At 63.0% G+C, this 15,955-nt stretch carries 16 protein-coding genes; 1 reads left to right on the top strand and 15 read right to left on the bottom strand.

Going from position 1 to position 15,955, the window contains the following annotated elements; translation table 11 throughout:
* Positions 1-2: 2 nt before the first annotated feature.
* From MUO32_RS22080 to sdhC, 14 genes are all read right to left on the bottom strand, one after another.
* Complete coding sequence (locus tag MUO32_RS22080) at positions 3-647, bottom strand: LysE family translocator (RefSeq protein ID WP_257950533.1); 645 nt, start codon at positions 645-647, stop codon at positions 3-5.
* Entirely contained in the window at positions 644-1,066 is a 423-nt protein-coding gene (locus MUO32_RS22075; protein WP_257950532.1) for a VOC family protein, read from the bottom strand. The genes MUO32_RS22080 and MUO32_RS22075 overlap by 4 nt, the downstream gene beginning before the upstream one ends.
* 9 nt (positions 1,067-1,075) lie before the next feature.
* The gene (locus MUO32_RS22070) at positions 1,076-1,489 is read right to left on the bottom strand and encodes an MAPEG family protein (protein ID WP_257950531.1); all 414 of its coding nucleotides are present in this window, start codon (positions 1,487-1,489) and stop codon (positions 1,076-1,078) included.
* A gap of 11 nt (positions 1,490-1,500) precedes the next feature.
* Positions 1,501-2,727: a 2-oxoglutarate dehydrogenase complex dihydrolipoyllysine-residue succinyltransferase gene (gene odhB / locus MUO32_RS22065; protein WP_257950530.1), complete on the bottom strand. Its 1,227-nt coding sequence runs from the start codon at positions 2,725-2,727 to the stop codon at positions 1,501-1,503.
* A gap of 52 nt (positions 2,728-2,779) precedes the next feature.
* A complete protein-coding gene (locus MUO32_RS22060) occupies positions 2,780-5,776 on the bottom strand; it encodes a 2-oxoglutarate dehydrogenase E1 component (RefSeq protein ID WP_069060770.1) in 2,997 nt (998 codons plus the stop codon).
* A 147-nt stretch (positions 5,777-5,923) separates the two neighbouring features.
* Positions 5,924-6,826 (bottom strand): succinate--CoA ligase subunit alpha, encoded by a 903-nt coding sequence (gene sucD, locus MUO32_RS22055; RefSeq protein WP_257950529.1) that lies wholly within the window; start codon positions 6,824-6,826, stop codon positions 5,924-5,926.
* 17 nt (positions 6,827-6,843) lie between these two features.
* A complete protein-coding gene (sucC, locus tag MUO32_RS22050; RefSeq protein ID WP_069060767.1) occupies positions 6,844-8,037 on the bottom strand; it encodes an ADP-forming succinate--CoA ligase subunit beta in 1,194 nt (397 codons plus the stop codon).
* Between the two features lie 25 nt (positions 8,038-8,062).
* Positions 8,063-9,025, bottom strand: coding sequence for a malate dehydrogenase (mdh, locus tag MUO32_RS22045; RefSeq protein ID WP_069060766.1), 963 nt, complete (start codon positions 9,023-9,025; stop codon positions 8,063-8,065).
* 165 nt (positions 9,026-9,190) lie between these two features.
* Entirely contained in the window at positions 9,191-10,384 is a 1,194-nt protein-coding gene (gene zapE / locus MUO32_RS22040) for a cell division protein ZapE (RefSeq protein WP_257950528.1), read from the bottom strand.
* Positions 10,385-10,419: 35 nt separating this feature from the next.
* On the bottom strand, positions 10,420-10,962 hold the full coding sequence (locus tag MUO32_RS22035) for a protease inhibitor Inh/omp19 family protein (protein ID WP_257950527.1): 543 nt from the start codon (positions 10,960-10,962) through the stop codon (positions 10,420-10,422).
* 143 nt (positions 10,963-11,105) lie between these two features.
* Positions 11,106-11,885 (bottom strand): succinate dehydrogenase iron-sulfur subunit, encoded by a 780-nt coding sequence (locus MUO32_RS22030; protein ID WP_257950526.1) that lies wholly within the window; start codon positions 11,883-11,885, stop codon positions 11,106-11,108.
* A gap of 18 nt (positions 11,886-11,903) precedes the next feature.
* Complete coding sequence (sdhA, locus tag MUO32_RS22025) at positions 11,904-13,745, bottom strand: succinate dehydrogenase flavoprotein subunit (protein ID WP_257950525.1); 1,842 nt, start codon at positions 13,743-13,745, stop codon at positions 11,904-11,906.
* Positions 13,746-13,751: 6 nt separating this feature from the next.
* Positions 13,752-14,132, bottom strand: a complete 381-nt coding sequence (sdhD, locus tag MUO32_RS22020) for a succinate dehydrogenase, hydrophobic membrane anchor protein (RefSeq protein ID WP_256119432.1) — start codon at positions 14,130-14,132, stop codon at positions 13,752-13,754.
* A 10-nt stretch (positions 14,133-14,142) separates the two neighbouring features.
* A complete protein-coding gene (gene sdhC, locus MUO32_RS22015) occupies positions 14,143-14,535 on the bottom strand; it encodes a succinate dehydrogenase, cytochrome b556 subunit (protein WP_257950524.1) in 393 nt (130 codons plus the stop codon).
* A gap of 300 nt (positions 14,536-14,835) precedes the next feature.
* Here sdhC and MUO32_RS22010 point away from each other — a divergent pair, with 300 nt between their 5' ends.
* Positions 14,836-15,294 (top strand): hypothetical protein, encoded by a 459-nt coding sequence (locus MUO32_RS22010; RefSeq protein WP_257950523.1) that lies wholly within the window; start codon positions 14,836-14,838, stop codon positions 15,292-15,294.
* Here the strand turns inward: MUO32_RS22010 and MUO32_RS22005 are convergent.
* The gene (locus MUO32_RS22005) at positions 15,278-15,931 is read right to left on the bottom strand and encodes a methyltransferase (protein WP_257950522.1); all 654 of its coding nucleotides are present in this window, start codon (positions 15,929-15,931) and stop codon (positions 15,278-15,280) included. The two genes, MUO32_RS22010 and MUO32_RS22005, sit on opposite strands and share 17 nt — an antisense overlap.
* Positions 15,932-15,955: the final 24 nt, after the last annotated feature.

The following is a 15,955-nucleotide window of genomic DNA, read 5'->3' as shown; positions in this document are numbered from 1 at the left end:
GCTCAGTGGGCCTTTTCCGTGGCGAGCTTGATGCCGAGCGCGATGAAGACGAGACCGCTGGCGCGGTCGATCCACTGGCTGGCACGGGAAAACGCCGCCCGCATGCGCGGCGTCGTCATGAACAGCGAGACACCGACGAACCAGGCGATCAGGCAGGACGCCATGACAAGGCCATAGCCGAACTTGATGGCAATCGGCGTGTGGGCACTGACGACGGTCGAAAAGATCGACAGGAAGAAGAAGACCGGCTTGGGGTTCAGCGCATTGGCGAGGAAACCGAGGCCGAAGGCGCGCAGCGCCGACTGCTCGCCCTTGCCGTCCTCGTTGCCCTTCACCGTCTCGACGGACATGTCCGTCTTGCCGGCACGCAAGGCCTTGATGCCGATATAGATGAGGTAGGCGACACCGCACCACTTCACGATATTGAACAGGTAGATCGACTGGGAAATGATGAGGCCGAGGCCAAGGATCGTATAGGTGACGTGGAACATCAGCGAGGTGCCCACGCCGAAGGACGTGATGATCGCCGAACGGCGCCCATGCACGATCGACTGGCGCATGACCATGGCAAGGTCGGCACCCGGCGAGACGATGGCAAAGGAGAAGATCGCCATCAGCGAGGCGAGTTCCAGAAAATAGCTGCTCATTGTCTCTCCAGGGGCGCGTTGAAGGCCCAGATATGGCCGAAGGGATCGGTGATGCGGGCGTAGCGGGCGCCCCAGAACACATCGGCGGGCGGCATCAGACCATGGGCGCCGGCATCCACCGCCTTGGCGAAGGCCACATCGACGGCGGACGGGTCGGCCAGGTTAATGCTGATGGCAAAGCTCGTGCCGCCGACCGTCGTCGGCGCGCTGACGGCCATCTCGAATTCCGGGAACTCGTCGTGCAGCATCACCTCGCCGCCATAGATGGCGAGATTGGCATGCATGACGCGCCTGCCATCTTCGGCAAGCTGATGGAACGTTTTTTCAGCGCCGAGCGCCTTTTCGTAGAAGGCGATCGCTTCCAGGCCGCCCTTCACGCAGATATGCGGCTGAAGCGGGGGAACATTGGTGAATGCCATGCCAGCCTCCTAGAGAACGACCACACCCGCCATGACCGCGAGACCCGCCAGCGCGACGAGCCAGACGATCGAACGGATATAGGGGATGCCTGCGAGATAGAGCGGGATATAGACGAGCCGGGCAACGAACCACAGCCACGCCCCGATGAGGCCCCAACCTGCCGGGTCGCCCGCGATGGCAAGCGCCAGCGCGAGAGCGACGAAGGCAGGATAGGTTTCCCGAAAATTCGCCGACGCGCGGGCGGCGCGTCCGGCAAGCTTGCCTGTCGGCTCCCGCGCGCCATCGCGCGGGCCGGCGTTCCAGGCGGAGCCAAGCTCCCTCGTGGAGAGCATGCCCTGGAGCCCGATATGGAAGACGAGCAGCGCCACGCTCAGTGCAAGAAGCACGAGCATCGGCGAAGATGCAGACGCTGCCGCCTCCATAGGGACCTCCCTTACAGATCGAGAACGAGGCGTTCCGGATCTTCCAGGCTGTCCTTGACGCGGACCAGGAAGGTAACCGCTTCCTTGCCGTCGACCATGCGGTGGTCATAGGAGAGGGCGAGATACATCATCGGGCGGATGACGATCTGGCCGCCGACAACGACCGGGCGTTCCTGGATCTTGTGCATGCCGAGGATGCCGGACTGCGGGGCGTTGAGGATCGGCGAGGACATCAGCGAACCGTAGACGCCGCCGTTCGAGATGGTGAACGTGCCGCCCTGCATGTCGGCCATGGAGAGCGCACCGTCACGGGCGAGCTTGCCGAGACGGCCGATGTCCTTTTCGATTTCGGCAATCGACATCTGGTCGGCATCGCGCACGACCGGAACGACGAGGCCCTTGTCGGTGCCGACGGCGACGCCGATGTGGCAGTAGTTCTTGTAAATGATGTCGGTGCCGTCGATCTCGGCGTTGACCGCCGGCAGTTCCTTCAGCGCGTGGGTCACGGCCTTGGTGAAGAAGCCCATGAAGCCGAGCTTCACGCCGTGCTTCTTCTCGAACAGGTCCTTGTAGCGGTTGCGCAGGTCCATCACGGCCGACATGTCCACCTCGTTGTAGGTGGTGAGCATGGCTGCGGTGTTCTGCGCGTCCTTGAGGCGCTTGGCGATCGTCTGGCGCAGGCGCGTCATCTTCACGCGCTCTTCGCGCGGCGCATCGGCTTCGGAAGATGCCGCACGGGCGACAACCTTGACCGGCTCGGCGGCGGCAGCAGGGGTTGCCGTGATGCCCTTGGCAACGGCGGCGATCACGTCGCCCTTCAGCACCTGGCCGCGCTTGCCGGAACCGTCAACCTGATCGGCCGAGACGTTGTTTTCGGCAAGCAGCTTTGCAGCGGACGGGGCCGGCGGCATGGAAGACGCAGCAGCGGCCGGCTTGGCTTCGGCAGCCGGGGCGGCCGCAACCTTCTCGACCTTTTCGGCGGCAGCCGGAGCGGCAGAAGCGCCTTCGGAGATCTGGCCGAGCAGGCCGCCCGGGGCGACGGTGTCGCCGGCATTCGCAACAATTTCCGACAGGACGCCGGCGGCCGGTGCGGGCACTTCGATCGTCACCTTGTCGGTTTCGAGCTCACAGAGCGGCTCGTCTGCCTTGATGACGTCGCCGACCTTCTTGAACCAGGTGCCGACGGTGGCTTCGCTGACGGATTCGCCCAAAGTCGGGACGCGGATTTCGGTAGCCATGAGTGTGTTCCGTTCTTGATTTCGTTGTCGCGGGTGCGGGGAACTGGGCGGATCAACCGCCCAGTGCGTCCTCAAGGAAGGCAGCGAGCTGCGCGAGGTGCTTGGACATCAGGCCCGTTGCCGGCGAGGCTGCGGCCGGACGGCCGGTGTAGCGCACGCGCTGGTACTTGGCGTCGATATGGGCAAGCACCCATTCGAGATAGGGGTCGATGAAGGCCCAGCCGCCCATGTTCTTGGGCTCTTCCTGGCACCACACCATCTCGGCATTGCGGAAGCGCGACAGCTCGTTGATCAGCGCCTTGGCCGGGAACGGATAGAGCTGTTCCAGGCGCAGCAGGTAGACGTCGTCGATGCCGCGCTTTTCGCGCTCTTCCAGCAGGTCGTAATAGACCTTGCCCGAGCACATCACGACGCGACGGATCTTCGCGTCCTTCTGCAGCTTGATCGGGCCGTCCTTGATGACCTCCGCGTCGTCCCACAGCAGGCGGTGGAACGAGCTTTCGCCCGCCATTTCCGACAGCGAGGAGACCGCGCGCTTGTGGCGCAGCAGCGACTTCGGCGTCATCATGATCAGCGGCTTGCGGAAGTCGCGCTTCACCTGGCGGCGCAGGATGTGGAAGTAGTTCGCCGGCGTCGTGACGTTGGCGACCTGCATGTTGTCTTCGGCGCACATCTGCAGCCAGCGTTCGAGGCGGGCGGAGGAGTGCTCCGGACCCTGGCCCTCATAGCCGTGCGGCAGCAGGCAGACGAGACCCGACATGCGCAGCCACTTGCGTTCGCCCGACGAAATGAACTGGTCGAAGACGACCTGCGCACCGTTGGCGAAGTCGCCGAACTGGGCTTCCCACAGCGTCAGCGCGTTCGGACGGGCCAGCGAGTAGCCGTATTCGAAACCGAGCACGGCCTCTTCCGAGAGCATCGAGTTGATGACCTCGTAGCGGGCCTGGGTCGGCGCGAGGTTGGCGAGCGGGATGTAACGGTCTTCGGTCTCCTGATCGTAGAGCACAGAATGGCGCTGCGAGAAGGTGCCGCGTTCGCAGTCCTGGCCGGACAGGCGGATCTTCGTGCCCTCGACGCAGAGCGTGCCGAAAGCGAGCGCCTCGGCCATTGCCCAGTCGATGCCTTCGCCCGTCTCGACCATCTGCATGCGGTTGTCCATGAACCGCTGAATGGTCTTGTGGGCGCGGAAGCCTTCCGGGATCGTCGAGATCTTGCGGCCGATTTCCTTCAGCTGCTTCATCGGCACGGATGTCTTGCCGCGACGCTGTTCGTCCTGGTTGTCGGCCGAGCGCAGGCCCGACCACACACCGTCCAGCCAGTCGGCCTTGTTCGGCTTGTAGGACTGGCCGGCCTCGAATTCCTGTTCGAGGCTGGCACGCCAGTCGGCCTTCATCTTCTCGAATTCGCCTTCGCTGATCACACCCTCGGCAACGAGGCGCGAACCATAGAGGCTGACCACGGTCTTGTGCGCGCGGATCGCCTTGTACATCTTCGGCTGGGTGAACGCCGGCTCGTCGCCTTCGTTGTGGCCGAAGCGGCGGTAGCAGAAGATGTCGAGCACGACCGGCTTGTGGAACTTCATCCGGAATTCGGTGGCGATCTTCGCAGCGTAGGTCACCGCTTCCGGATCGTCGCCGTTGATATGGAAGATCGGCGCCTCGATCATCTTCGCGACATCCGACGGATAGGGCGAGGAGCGCGAGAAGGCCGGATTGGTGGTGAAGCCGATCTGGTTGTTGATGATCACGTGAACCGTGCCGGCGACGCGATGGCCGCGCAGGCCCGACAGGCCGAGGATTTCAGCCGTGACACCCTGGCCGGCAAAGGCCGCATCGCCGTGCAGCAGCAGCGGCATGACCTGGGCCCGCTCGGACAACGGAATGATGTCGCCCTCGAAGATCTTCGCCATCTGGTCCTGCTTGGCGCGTGCCTTGCCCATGACGACCGGGTTGACGATTTCGAGGTGCGAGGGGTTGGCGGTGAGCGACAGATGCACCTTGTTGCCGTCGAACTCGCGGTCCGAGGAGGCACCGAGGTGGTACTTCACGTCGCCCGAGCCTTCCACTTCGTCCGGCGCGTAGGAGCCGCCCTTGAACTCGTGGAAGACGGCGCGGTGGGGCTTCGCCATCACGTTCGTCAGAACGTTGAGGCGGCCGCGGTGGGCCATGCCGAGCACGATTTCCTTGAGGCCGAGCTGGCCGCCGCGCTTGATGATCTGTTCGAGCGCCGGGATCAGCGCTTCGCCGCCATCGAGGCCGAAGCGCTTGGTGCCCTTGTACTTGACGTCGATGAACTGTTCGAAGCCTTCCGCCTCGATCAGCTTCTGCAGGATCGCCTTCTTGCCTTCCGGCGTGAAGTCGACGCCCTTGTCCGGGCCTTCGATGCGTTCCTGGATCCAGCCCTTCTCTTCCGGGTTGGAGATGTGCATGAACTCGACGCCGATCGTCGAGCAATAGGTGCGCTCGAGGATTTCGACCATTTCGCGAATGCTCGCATATTCGAGGCCGAGCACGTTGTCGATGAAGATCTTGCGGTCGAGGTCGGCATCGGTGAAACCGTAGTTCGACGGCGACAGCTCGTGATAGTCCTCGACGGGTGCGGCAATGCCGAGCGGGTCGAGCTTGGCGTGCAGGTGGCCGCGGGCGCGGTAGGCGCGGATCATCATGATGGCGCGCACGCTGTCGCGCGTCGCCTGGTTGACGTCGGCCTGGTTGACCGGCGCACCGGTCTTGGCGGCAACGGTTTCCGCCTTTGCCTGGACCTTCTTCTCAAGCACCTTCTCGACGACGCCCCAGTTGCCGTCGAGCGCCGAGACGAGTTCGCCATTGGCGACGATCGGCCAGTTCGCCCGCTGCCACGAGGCGCCCTTGGCGGCCTTCACAATGTCAGAGGGCTGGTCTTCGAGGGCCTTGAAGAAGGCCTGCCACTCTTCGCCGACGGAAGCGGGGTCCGCCTCGTACTTCGCGTAGAGCTGTTCGATATAGGCTGCGTTCGCGCCGTCGAGGAAGGACGTGGCGAGAAATTGTTCGTTGGCGTCTAGTCGTGCCATGGTGTTTCGCGGGCGTAGCACCCGCCTCCCGAACGATCGTGTTGACCGGGCTTTCCCGGCTTGCCACCCGTCGCGTGCCTGTCCGCACCGCGCCGGGAAGAGACGGACCGGCCGGCATTTTCAGCCGGCCCATCCAGTTCTGATGTCTCAGCCCTTCAGGACTTCGACCAGCGTCTTGCCAAGGCGTGCCGGCGACGGCGAGACGCGGATGCCCGCGGCTTCCATCGCGGAAATCTTGGATTCCGCGTCGCCCTTGCCGCCGGAAACGACAGCGCCGGCGTGGCCCATGGTGCGGCCCTTCGGTGCGGTGCGGCCCGCGATGAAGCCGGCCATCGGCTTCTTGCGGCCCTTCTTGGCTTCGTCGATGAGGAACTGCGCCGCATCTTCTTCAGCCGAGCCGCCGATTTCGCCGATCATGATGATGGAGGTCGTGGCGTCGTCCGCCAGGAACATCTCCAGCACGTCGATGAATTCGGTGCCCTTGACCGGGTCGCCGCCGATGCCGACAGCCGTCGTCTGGCCGAGGCCTTCGTTGGAGGTCTGGAAGACGGCTTCATAGGTAAGCGTGCCGGAGCGCGAAACAATACCGACCGAACCCTTGCGGAAGATCGAGCCCGGCATGATGCCGATCTTGCATTCTTCCGGCGTCAGGATGCCCGGGCAGTTCGGGCCGAGCAGGCGCGAGGAGGAGCGGTCGAGGCGAGCCTTGACGCGCACCATGTCGGCAACCGGGATGCCTTCGGTGATGCAGGTGATGAAGGGGATTTCCGCTTCGATCGCCTCGATGATGGCGTCCGCAGCACCTGCCGGCGGAACGTAGATCACGGAAGCGTCCGCACCGGTCTTTTCCTTGGCTTCGGCAACCGAGGCGAAGATCGGCAGGCTTTCGCCCTTCGAGCCGCTCCAGGTTTCGCCGCCCTTCTTCGGATGGATGCCGCCGACCATCTGCGTGCCGTAATAGGCGAGCGCCTGCTCGGTGTGGAAAGTACCGGTCTTGCCGGTCAGGCCCTGAACGAGGACCTTGGTGTTCTTGTTGACGAGAATCGACATGAGGTCAGGTCCTTCAATTAGCCGTTGATCGCGGCAACGATCTTCTTGGCAGCATCGTCCAGATCGTCGGCGGCGGTGATCGCCAGGCCCGATTCGTTCAGGATCTTCTTGCCAAGTTCGACATTCGTGCCTTCGAGACGAACGACCAGCGGAACCTTGAGGCCCACTTCCTGCACCGCTGCGACGACGCCTTCAGCGATGACATCGCACTTCATGATGCCGCCGAAGATGTTGACGAGGATGCCCTCGACCTTCGGGTCGGCCGTGATGATCTTGAAGGCCGCAGCGACCTTCTCCTTGCCGGCACCACCACCGACGTCGCAGAAGTTCGCCGGCTCCTTGCCGTACAGCTTGATGATGTCCATCGTCGCCATGGCGAGGCCGGCACCGTTGACCATACAGCCGATGTTGCCGTCGAGCGCCACATAGGCGAGATCCCACTTGGAGGCCTCGATTTCCTTGGCGTCTTCTTCGGTTTCGTCGCGCAGCGCCTTGATGTCGTCGTGGCGGAACAGCGCGTTGCCGTCGAACGAGACCTTGGCGTCGAGAACGCGCATGCGGCCGTTCTTCATGACGATCAGCGGGTTGATCTCGAGCAGGCTCATGTCCTTCTCGACAAAGGCCTTGTAGAGGATCGGGAAGAGCTTTTCGGCGTCAGCCTTGGCTTCGCCTTCAAGCTTCAGGGCCGAGGTGAGCTTCGCCAGGTCGTCGGCGGTAACGCCGGCTTCCGGGTTGATCGCGACGGTGAGGATCTTTTCCGGCGTGTCGTGGGCGACAGCCTCGATGTCCATGCCGCCTTCGGTCGAAACGACGAAGGCAACCTGGCCGACGGAGCGGTCGACGAGCAGCGACAGGTAGAGTTCACGGTCGATGTCGGCGCCATCCTCGATATAGAGGCGGTTCACCTGCTTGCCGGCCGGGCCGGTCTGCGCGGTGACCAGCGTGTTGCCGAGCATTTCCTTGGCGTGGGCCTTGGCTTCCTCGATCGAGAAGGCGAGGCGCACGCCACCCTTGGCGTCGGGGCCGAGTTCCTTGAACTTGCCCTTGCCGCGGCCGCCGGCGTGGATCTGGCTCTTGACCACGTAGAGCGGGCCGGGAAGCGACTTCGCAGCCGCTTCCGCCTCGTCGGCGGAGAAGATGGCAACGCCCTCGGCGACCGGGGCGCCAAAGCTCTTCAGCAGAGCCTTGCCCTGATATTCATGAATGTTCATAGGGGAATCCTATCCTGATACCGGATTACTTCAGCGAAGGCGCGATGTTGATGCAGGCTTCGCAAAGACCCGCAACGGCACCAACCGACTTCTCAAAAGCTTCCTGTTCGGCCTTGTTGAACTCGACCTCGATGATGCGCTCGACACCACCTTCGCCGATGATGGTGGGCACGCCGACATACATGTCCTTCACGCCGTACTGGCCGGAAAGATAGGCAGCGCAAGGCAGCACGCGCTTCTTGTCCTTGAGGAAGGATTCGGCCATTTCGATCGCCGAAGCGGCCGGTGCGTAATAGGCCGAGCCGGTCTTGAGCAGGCCGACGATTTCGGCGCCGCCGTCACGGGTGCGCTGGATGATTTCTTCGAGGCGTTCCTTGGTGACCCAGCCCATCTTGACGAGGTCGGTCAGCGGAATGCCGCCGACGGTCGAGTAGCGGGCGAGCGGCACCATCGTGTCGCCGTGGCCGCCGAGAACGAAGGCGGTGACGTCCTGGACGGAGACCTTGAATTCTTCGGAGAGGAAGAGGCGGAAACGGGCCGAGTCCAGCACGCCGGCCATGCCGACGACCATGTTCTTCGGCAGGCCGGAGAACTTCTGCAGCGCCCAGACCATCGCGTCGAGCGGGTTGGTGATGCAGATGACGAAGGCGTTCGGGGCATATTTCTTGATGCCGGCGCCGACCTGTTCCATGACCTTGAGGTTGATGCCGAGCAGATCATCGCGGCTCATGCCGGGCTTGCGGGCAACACCGGCGGTGACGATGCAGACATCGGCGCCTTCGATTGCGGCGTAGTCGCTTGCACCCGTCAGCGAGGCATTGAAACCTTCGACCGGCGAGGACTGGGCGATGTCGAGGCCCTTACCCTGCGGAATGCCGTCGGCGATGTCGAAGAGGACGATGTCGCCCAGTTCCTTCAGGCCGGCGAGATGCGCCAGCGTGCCACCGATCATTCCAGAACCAATAAGTGCGATCTTCTTGCGGGCCATGAAAGCTTCCTTTGCTCCGATCAACAGGCCCCGAATGTCGCAATTGCAGGACCTTTCGGCGCAAGGGCTTACGCTTCTAAGGTTAAAATTTCAACACATACTTTTGGACTGAAGTTTTTCAATCGGTTAGATGCAAAAAATCTTACGTAAACGTAAGAAAATCCGTCATGCTTCCGTCACGTCTTTGCTGTAACGGGCCTTGTGGTCCGCCAGATATTCCGTGCTGCGGATCTCGATGAGGCGCGACACTGTCCGATCGAATTCGAAGCCTTCGGTGCCCTTGCGCGTGACGAGCAGGTTTTCGGGCGCTGCCGCAGCCGATGCGAAAAGCCGCGCGCGATGGTCGTAAATCGTGTCGACGAGATTGATGAAGCGCTTCGTCTCGTTGCGTTTCTCCGCCCCGAGCAAGGGAACATGGTCGACGAACAACGTGTCGTAATGCGCCAGGATTTCGAGATAGTCGGCCGCGCCGAGCGGCTTTTCGCAGAGATCCGTGAAGGAAAAGCGCGCGATGCGTCCCGCCGCCCGCGGCACGGCAATGGTGCGCCCCCGGAAAGAAATGGTTGCCGGAGCGGCGGCCATGCCCGAAGTCTCGCGCAGCCAAGCGGCATTCATGGCCATGTCGGCCTCATCGCCCAGTGGATGGCGGAAGACCGGCAGGCCGCTGTCCTTTTCCATGCGATAGTCCGTCAAGGAATCCAGCGGCACGATCTCGACATACTTCTTGAGCAGGTCGACGAAGGGCAGGAAGAGGCCGCGGTTGAGCCCGTCCCTGTAGAGGTTGTCGGGCTCGACATTCGATGTCGCGACAAGGATGCAGCCGCGCTGGAAAAGCTCGCCGAAGAGGCGCGACAGGATCATCGCATCGGCGATATCGGTTACGGAAAACTCGTCGAAGCAGAGGAGCCGCGCCTCCTCGACAAGGCTTTCGGCGACCGGCGGCACGGGATCTGCCTGCTTGGTCTCACCGGCCTTCAGCCTTTGGCGATGCTTGTGGATGCGGTCATGCACATCGGCCATGAATTCATGGAAATGCGCCCGCCGCTTGCGCTTCACCCGCGCCTGCTCGAAGAACATGTCCATGAGCATGGTCTTGCCGCGCCCGACGCCGCCATAGAGATAGAGACCCTTCGGGGCGCTGACGCTTTCGGGCTTGCGGGAGGCGAAGAGCCAGCCGAGCGCGCTTGATTTGCGCGCCGGGCGCTGGGCATGAAGATCGACGAGCAGACGGTCGAAACGCGCCGCCATCGCCTTCTGCGCCAGGTCCGGCGTCAAGTCTCCACTGGCGACAAGGGCCTGCAGCCTATCCGAGACGCCCTTGTCCGGATGCGTCGACCCGCTGTCCCAGTTCTTGCCCATGGACGGCTTTTATCCGTGTCGTATGAAAATGCGGATCAACGCGAGAGGCTGACGGGCTGACCCGAATTGGTCGTACCGTTGAACTGGGAATCGGCCGTCTTGTAAAGACGCGCGATCGGGCTGCCGTTGCGGTCCTTCAGCACGACCTGCTTGCCCGCCACTTCCCAGGAGCCCATCGCCGTCAGCTCGCCCGCGCAACCGCGCGTACCGCCACGCGAACCGCCACCGAGATTGGTCAGCGTCAGGAACATGTCGCAGGAGGACGGGCCGCTCGCGACACGCCAGTTGCCGACCATGGCTTCCTTCTTGACCTCGAGACCCGCTGCCGAAGCGGCCGCATCACCGGCAACACCAGTGCCCGTCGCCATCGCCGTGTCGGTCGTCGGCTTTTCGGGGAACTGGCCGGAGGTATCGGTCGTCGGATCAGGCAGCTGACTCGAAGAAACAGTACCGATCGGCTGCGCTTCCAGCGGCTGGATGTTCTGCTGCGTATTGACGCTGTCCATCGACGAGGTCCGCTGGCAACCCGCCAGAGCAAGCGCCATCATCAGTCCGCCTGCTACATGTACAATCCGCATGTCGAAACTCCCAATATCTGCCCGATACTGCTGCCCTGCAGCATTTCTCGCCGAATTAACGTGAATCGCCCACACGAATCAAGACGAAACGGCCCGATTGTTCGAGCCGCCTTCTCACGTTTCGTGAATGCCGAATATGTAGGTCAGAGACGGCGCTCGACCATCATCTTCTTGATTTCGCCGATGGCCTTGGCCGGGTTCAGCCCCTTCGGGCAGGCCTGGGCGCAGTTCATGATGGTGTGGCAGCGGTAGAGGCGGAAGGGATCTTCCAAATTGTCGAGGCGCTCGCCCGTGGCTTCGTCGCGGCTGTCGATCAGCCAGCGATAGGCCTGGAGGAGGACGGCCGGGCCAAGATAGCGGTCGCCGTTCCACCAATAGCTCGGACAGGAGGTCGAGCAGCAGGCGCACAGAATGCACTCGTAGAGGCCGTCGAGCTTCTGGCGATCGTCGTGGCTCTGCTTCCATTCCTTGGCCGGCGTCGGCGACACGGTCTTGAGCCACGGCTCGATCGAACGGTGCTGGGCGTAGAAGTTGGTGAGGTCTGGAATAAGATCCTTCACGACAGGCATATGCGGCAGCGGATAGACCTTTACCGTACCCTTCACCTCGTCCATGCCCTTGGTGCAGGCGAGCGTGTTGGTGCCGTCGATGTTCATGGCGCAGGAGCCGCAGATGCCTTCACGGCAGGAGCGGCGCAGCGTCAGCGTCGGGTCGATCTTGTTCTTGATGTAGAGCAGCGCATCCAGCACCATCGGGCCGCAATCGTCGACGTCGATGGTGAAGGTGTCGATCGACGGGTTCTTCCCGTCGTCCGGGTTCCAGCGGTAGATGCGGAACTCGCGGGTGTTCGTGGCACCGGCCGGCTTCGGCCAGACCTTGCCTTCGGTCATCTGCGAGTTTTTCGGGAGAGCGAGTTCAACCATGTCCTGTTCTCCTCGGGATCAATACACGCGGGCTTTGGGCGCGATCTTTTGGGGATCGATCCCGTCCGCGATGAGGTCGGTGTGCACCGGGCGATAGTCGAGCGACACGTCGCCCGCCTCGTTTACCCAGGACAAAGTGTGCTTGCGCCAGTTGACGTCGTCGCGGCCGGCGAAGGGGCCGTCGACATAGTCTTCGCGGGCATGCGAGCCGCGGCTCTCCTTGCGCGCTTCGGCACCGTAGACCGTGGTGATGGCGTTTGCCATCAGGTTTTCCAGCTCCAGTGTCTCGACGAGGTCGGAGTTCCAGATCATCGAACGGTCGGTGACCTTGATATCCGGCAGCTCCTTCCAGATCGCCGTCATGCGCTTGCAGCCGCTTTCGAGCGATTCCTGCGTGCGGAACACCGCCGCGTCGTCCTGCATCGTGCGCTGCATCTTGTCGCGCAGGATCGCCGTCGGCGTGCCGCCATTGGCGTTCCTGAGGCGATCGAAGCGGTCCATGATCTTGTCGCAGGCGGCAATGTCGAGTGCCGGCACGGCGCCGACGCGGTCGATCACCTGGCCGGCGCGGATGGCGGCGGCGCGGCCGAACACCACAAGGTCGATCAGCGAGTTCGAGCCGAGACGGTTGGCGCCGTGCACCGAGGCACAGCCGGCTTCGCCGACAGCCATCAGGCCGGGCGCGATGCGTTCCGGGTTCTCGCTGTTGGCGTTCAGCACTTCACCCCAATAGTTGGTCGGCACGCCGCCCATATTGTAGTGCACGGTCGGCAGGACCGGGATCGGTTCGCGCGTCACGTCGACGCCGGCGAAGATTTTTGCGCTCTCGGAAATGCCCGGCAGGCGCTCGTGCAGAACGGCGGGGTCGAGATGGTCGAGATGCAGGTAGATGTGGTCCTTGTTCTTGCCGACGCCACGGCCTTCACGGATTTCCATCGTCATGCAGCGCGAGACGACGTCGCGCGACGCCAGGTCCTTCGCCGACGGGGCATAACGCTCCATGAAGCGCTCGCCTTCCGAGTTGACGAGATAGCCGCCTTCGCCGCGCGCACCCTCGGTGATGAGGCAGCCGGCGCCATAGATGCCGGTCGGGTGGAACTGCACGAATTCCATGTCCTGCAGCGGCAGGCCGGCACGCGCGATCATGCCGCCGCCATCGCCCGTGCAGGTATGCGCCGAGGTAGCGGAGAAGTAGGCGCGGCCGTAGCCGCCGGTCGCCAGCACCACCATCTTGGCGGCGAAGCGATGGATCGTGCCGTCATCGAGGTTCCAGGCGACGACGCCGGTGCAACGGCCATCGGGGGCCATGATCAGGTCGAGCGCGAAATACTCGATGAAGAATTCCGCATTGTGCTTGAGCGACTGGCCGTAGAGCGTGTGCAGGATGGCGTGGCCGGTCCGGTCGGCGGCGGCACAGGTGCGCTGCACCGGCGGGCCTTCGCCGTAGTTCTGCATGTGGCCGCCGAACGGCCGCTGGTAGATCTTGCCTTCCGCATTGCGCGAGAAGGGCACGCCGTAATGCTCCAGCTCATAGACCGCCTTCGGCGCTTCCATGGCGAGATACTGCATGGCATCGACGTCGCCGAGCCAGTCGGAGCCCTTGACGGTGTCGTAAAGGTGCCACTGCCAACTATCCGGCGTCATGTTCTGCAGCGAGGCCGCAATGCCGCCCTGGGCGGCGACGGTGTGCGAACGCGTCGGGAAAACCTTGGTGATGCAGGCGGTCTTGAGGCCCTGCTCGGCCATGCCGAGCGTGGCGCGCAGACCCGCACCGCCGGCGCCGACGACGATCACGTCGAAGGAGTGGTCCACATAGTTATAGGCCTTGCCGTTGGCCGCCGGGGAGGAGATCGCTGCCATGATGGATTATCCTGCGAAAGCGATTTTGAGGACGGCGAAAAGACAGAGCCCGCCGACGAGAATCGCGAAGAAGGTGTTGAGCATGAGAAGGCCGATCTTGATGCCCTCCGCATGCACGTAGTCCTCGATGATGACCTGCATGCCGAGCTTCATGTGGATGAGGCCGGAGACGACGACGAGGCCCATGAGGACGGCGACGATCGGGTTCGAGAGCGCTGCGGTGACTTCGGCGTAGGACGCGCCGTTGTAGCAGATCAGGAAACCGATGAAGAACAGGATGAGCGGAACGTTGGCGACGGCCGTCAGGCGCTGGCGCCAGAAATGCTCCGTGCCGTCCTTTGCCGAGCCGAGGCCGCGAACCTTGCCGAGGGGCGTGCGCATGTCCATGGGGCTCTCCTCAGCGGGCCAGGTAGGCCACGATCCAGATCAGCACCGTCAGGGCGACGGAGACGACCGGGGTTGCGATGGCGAGTTTGGTGGAAAAATTCTTCTCGTAACCGTGGCCCATGTCCCACATGAAGTGGCGAAGGCCGCCCAGCATGTGCTGCATCAGCGCCCAGGTGTAGCCGAACAGCACGAGGCGGCCGACCAGCGAGCCGAAGAGCCAGTTGGCCCATTCGAAATAGGCTTCACCGGACGCAGCCGCGATCAGCCAGAAGGCGACCAGCACGGTACCGAAGTACAGTGCGGCACCGGTTATGCGATGAACGATGGACATGACCATCGTCGGGATCGGTTTGTAGACCTGGAGATGCGGCGAGAGCGGCCGGCTTCGAGTGACATTCGCCATCTGAACCTCGCGGAATCCCGGAGAGCCAAAAACTGGACAAATTTTCTCCGGAATTGCAGTATGTTGTGCACAATGTAGTGATTGCGACGTTTACTCACCAGAGGGCGGGACCACAAGCCTCATTGCACTGCAAAATGAATTTAATCGATTATACGGCAATCGCCGTTTGCGCCATTTCGAGACGCTTTCCGCCCATTAACGATATCGCCGAAATTCCCGGAGAAATCCGTGACTTTTGCTGCTCCCTGCCTCATCCTGCCATTAACGATTTGTTAAGCGTAATTCGGAAGGCAGGACAGAATGACTCTGTTTTCAGCGTGCCATGCGACCAAAGTTCTAGGACTTGCAATCGCACTCGCCACCAGCGGCATGACGGCCGCCCAGGCCGGCGGCAACAAGGACGGCTTCGGCTGGTCTCAGCCGAACATCGACGGCGGCTCCATCACGCGGCGCGACAGGGACCGCCATCACCGTGAGTCCTGGCGGCACCGCGACCGCGAAGACCGCGGCTCGCGTTATGCCGAACGTCGCCGTGAGCATCGCGGCTGGCGGGACGGCAATTTTTATGGCGGGGCGATCACCGCGTATCGCGACCGCGGCAACGGCACCTACTTCTATATCGACGGCAATGACGATTATGCCGAAGTGATCGACGCACCGCGCTTCAGCCGCGGCGGGCCGAAAGTCATCCATGTCGTTCCGGGCCAGGATGGCTGCTCGTGGGAAATGGGCGTCTGCGTCGTCAGGCCGAGCTATTGAAGCGCCACACCGTGGTCTTCTTGACCTCGCTGTCCTCAAGCGCCCGCGTCACCGGAACCGTATAGGTCGCCAGCGCCTCCATGCGCTCGCGCGGGCAATAGGCGCGGCCGGGATCGCCGACGAGCACCGTCGCGCCCCGCGCCGCCAGCATCGAGAACCACGGAATGAGGACGTCGGCAAAGCCGCGGTCGTAAAAGACGTCTCCGGCGAGCACCACCTCCCAGCCTTCGTCGCGGCCGACCATATTGTCGGACGTCGAGGCGAGGGCGACGCCATTGAGCACCGCATTCAACCGGATCGCCGTAGCGCTCCAGGGATCGATATCGGCCGCCAGTACCGCTGAAGCAGCCGCCATGCGCGCCGCGATGCCGACAAGGCCGGAGCCGCTCGCAAAATCCAGCACCGATTTGCCGGCGACCAGCTGCGGATGATCGAGCACATGGCGGGCAAGCCCCTGCCCACCCGCCCAGGCGAAGGCCCAGAAGGGCGGCGGCAGGCCGATCGCCTCCAGTTCGTCCTCGGTCTTCAGCCAGAGATCATGTGCTTCCGTGGCGAGGCGGAGTTTTACCTCCGGCACATGCGGCGGGGCGAGCACATCCGTGTTCTCCAGAATGAAAAATTCGGGATCGGTTTTCACGCCGGCGTCACTCCGAAACGCTGG

Origin of the sequence: Shinella sp. CPCC 101442 (genome assembly GCF_024704725.1) — a bacterium.
Taxonomy (GTDB): Bacteria; Pseudomonadota; Alphaproteobacteria; order Rhizobiales; family Rhizobiaceae; genus Shinella.
The sequence above is the reverse complement of the archived record's forward strand: the minus strand, read 5'-3'. Positions and strand labels throughout refer to the sequence as shown.

Bases quoted from the DNA above. Each gene is read 5' to 3' on its own strand.
- sucD (WP_257950529.1), bottom strand. From the start codon at position 6,826: ATGTCGATTCTCGTCAACAAGAACACCAAGGTCCTCGTTCAGGGCCTG.
- MUO32_RS22010 (WP_257950523.1), top strand. From the start codon at position 14,836: ATGACTCTGTTTTCAGCGTGCCATGCGACCAAAGTTCTAGGACTTGCA.
- MUO32_RS22060 (WP_069060770.1), bottom strand. From the start codon at position 5,776: ATGGCACGACTAGACGCCAACGAACAATTTCTCGCCACGTCCTTCCTC.
- MUO32_RS22080 (WP_257950533.1), bottom strand. From the start codon at position 647: ATGAGCAGCTATTTTCTGGAACTCGCCTCGCTGATGGCGATCTTCTCC.
- MUO32_RS22035 (WP_257950527.1), bottom strand. From the start codon at position 10,962: ATGCGGATTGTACATGTAGCAGGCGGACTGATGATGGCGCTTGCTCTG.
- odhB (WP_257950530.1), bottom strand. From the start codon at position 2,727: ATGGCTACCGAAATCCGCGTCCCGACTTTGGGCGAATCCGTCAGCGAA.
- zapE (WP_257950528.1), bottom strand. From the start codon at position 10,384: ATGGGCAAGAACTGGGACAGCGGGTCGACGCATCCGGACAAGGGCGTC.
- MUO32_RS22075 (WP_257950532.1), bottom strand. From the start codon at position 1,066: ATGGCATTCACCAATGTTCCCCCGCTTCAGCCGCATATCTGCGTGAAG.
- MUO32_RS22070 (WP_257950531.1), bottom strand. From the start codon at position 1,489: ATGGAGGCGGCAGCGTCTGCATCTTCGCCGATGCTCGTGCTTCTTGCA.
- sdhD (WP_256119432.1), bottom strand. From the start codon at position 14,132: ATGGACATGCGCACGCCCCTCGGCAAGGTTCGCGGCCTCGGCTCGGCA.
- sdhA (WP_257950525.1), bottom strand. From the start codon at position 13,745: ATGGCAGCGATCTCCTCCCCGGCGGCCAACGGCAAGGCCTATAACTAT.
- mdh (WP_069060766.1), bottom strand. From the start codon at position 9,025: ATGGCCCGCAAGAAGATCGCACTTATTGGTTCTGGAATGATCGGTGGC.
- sdhC (WP_257950524.1), bottom strand. From the start codon at position 14,535: ATGGCGAATGTCACTCGAAGCCGGCCGCTCTCGCCGCATCTCCAGGTC.
- MUO32_RS22030 (WP_257950526.1), bottom strand. From the start codon at position 11,885: ATGGTTGAACTCGCTCTCCCGAAAAACTCGCAGATGACCGAAGGCAAG.
- sucC (WP_069060767.1), bottom strand. From the start codon at position 8,037: ATGAACATTCATGAATATCAGGGCAAGGCTCTGCTGAAGAGCTTTGGC.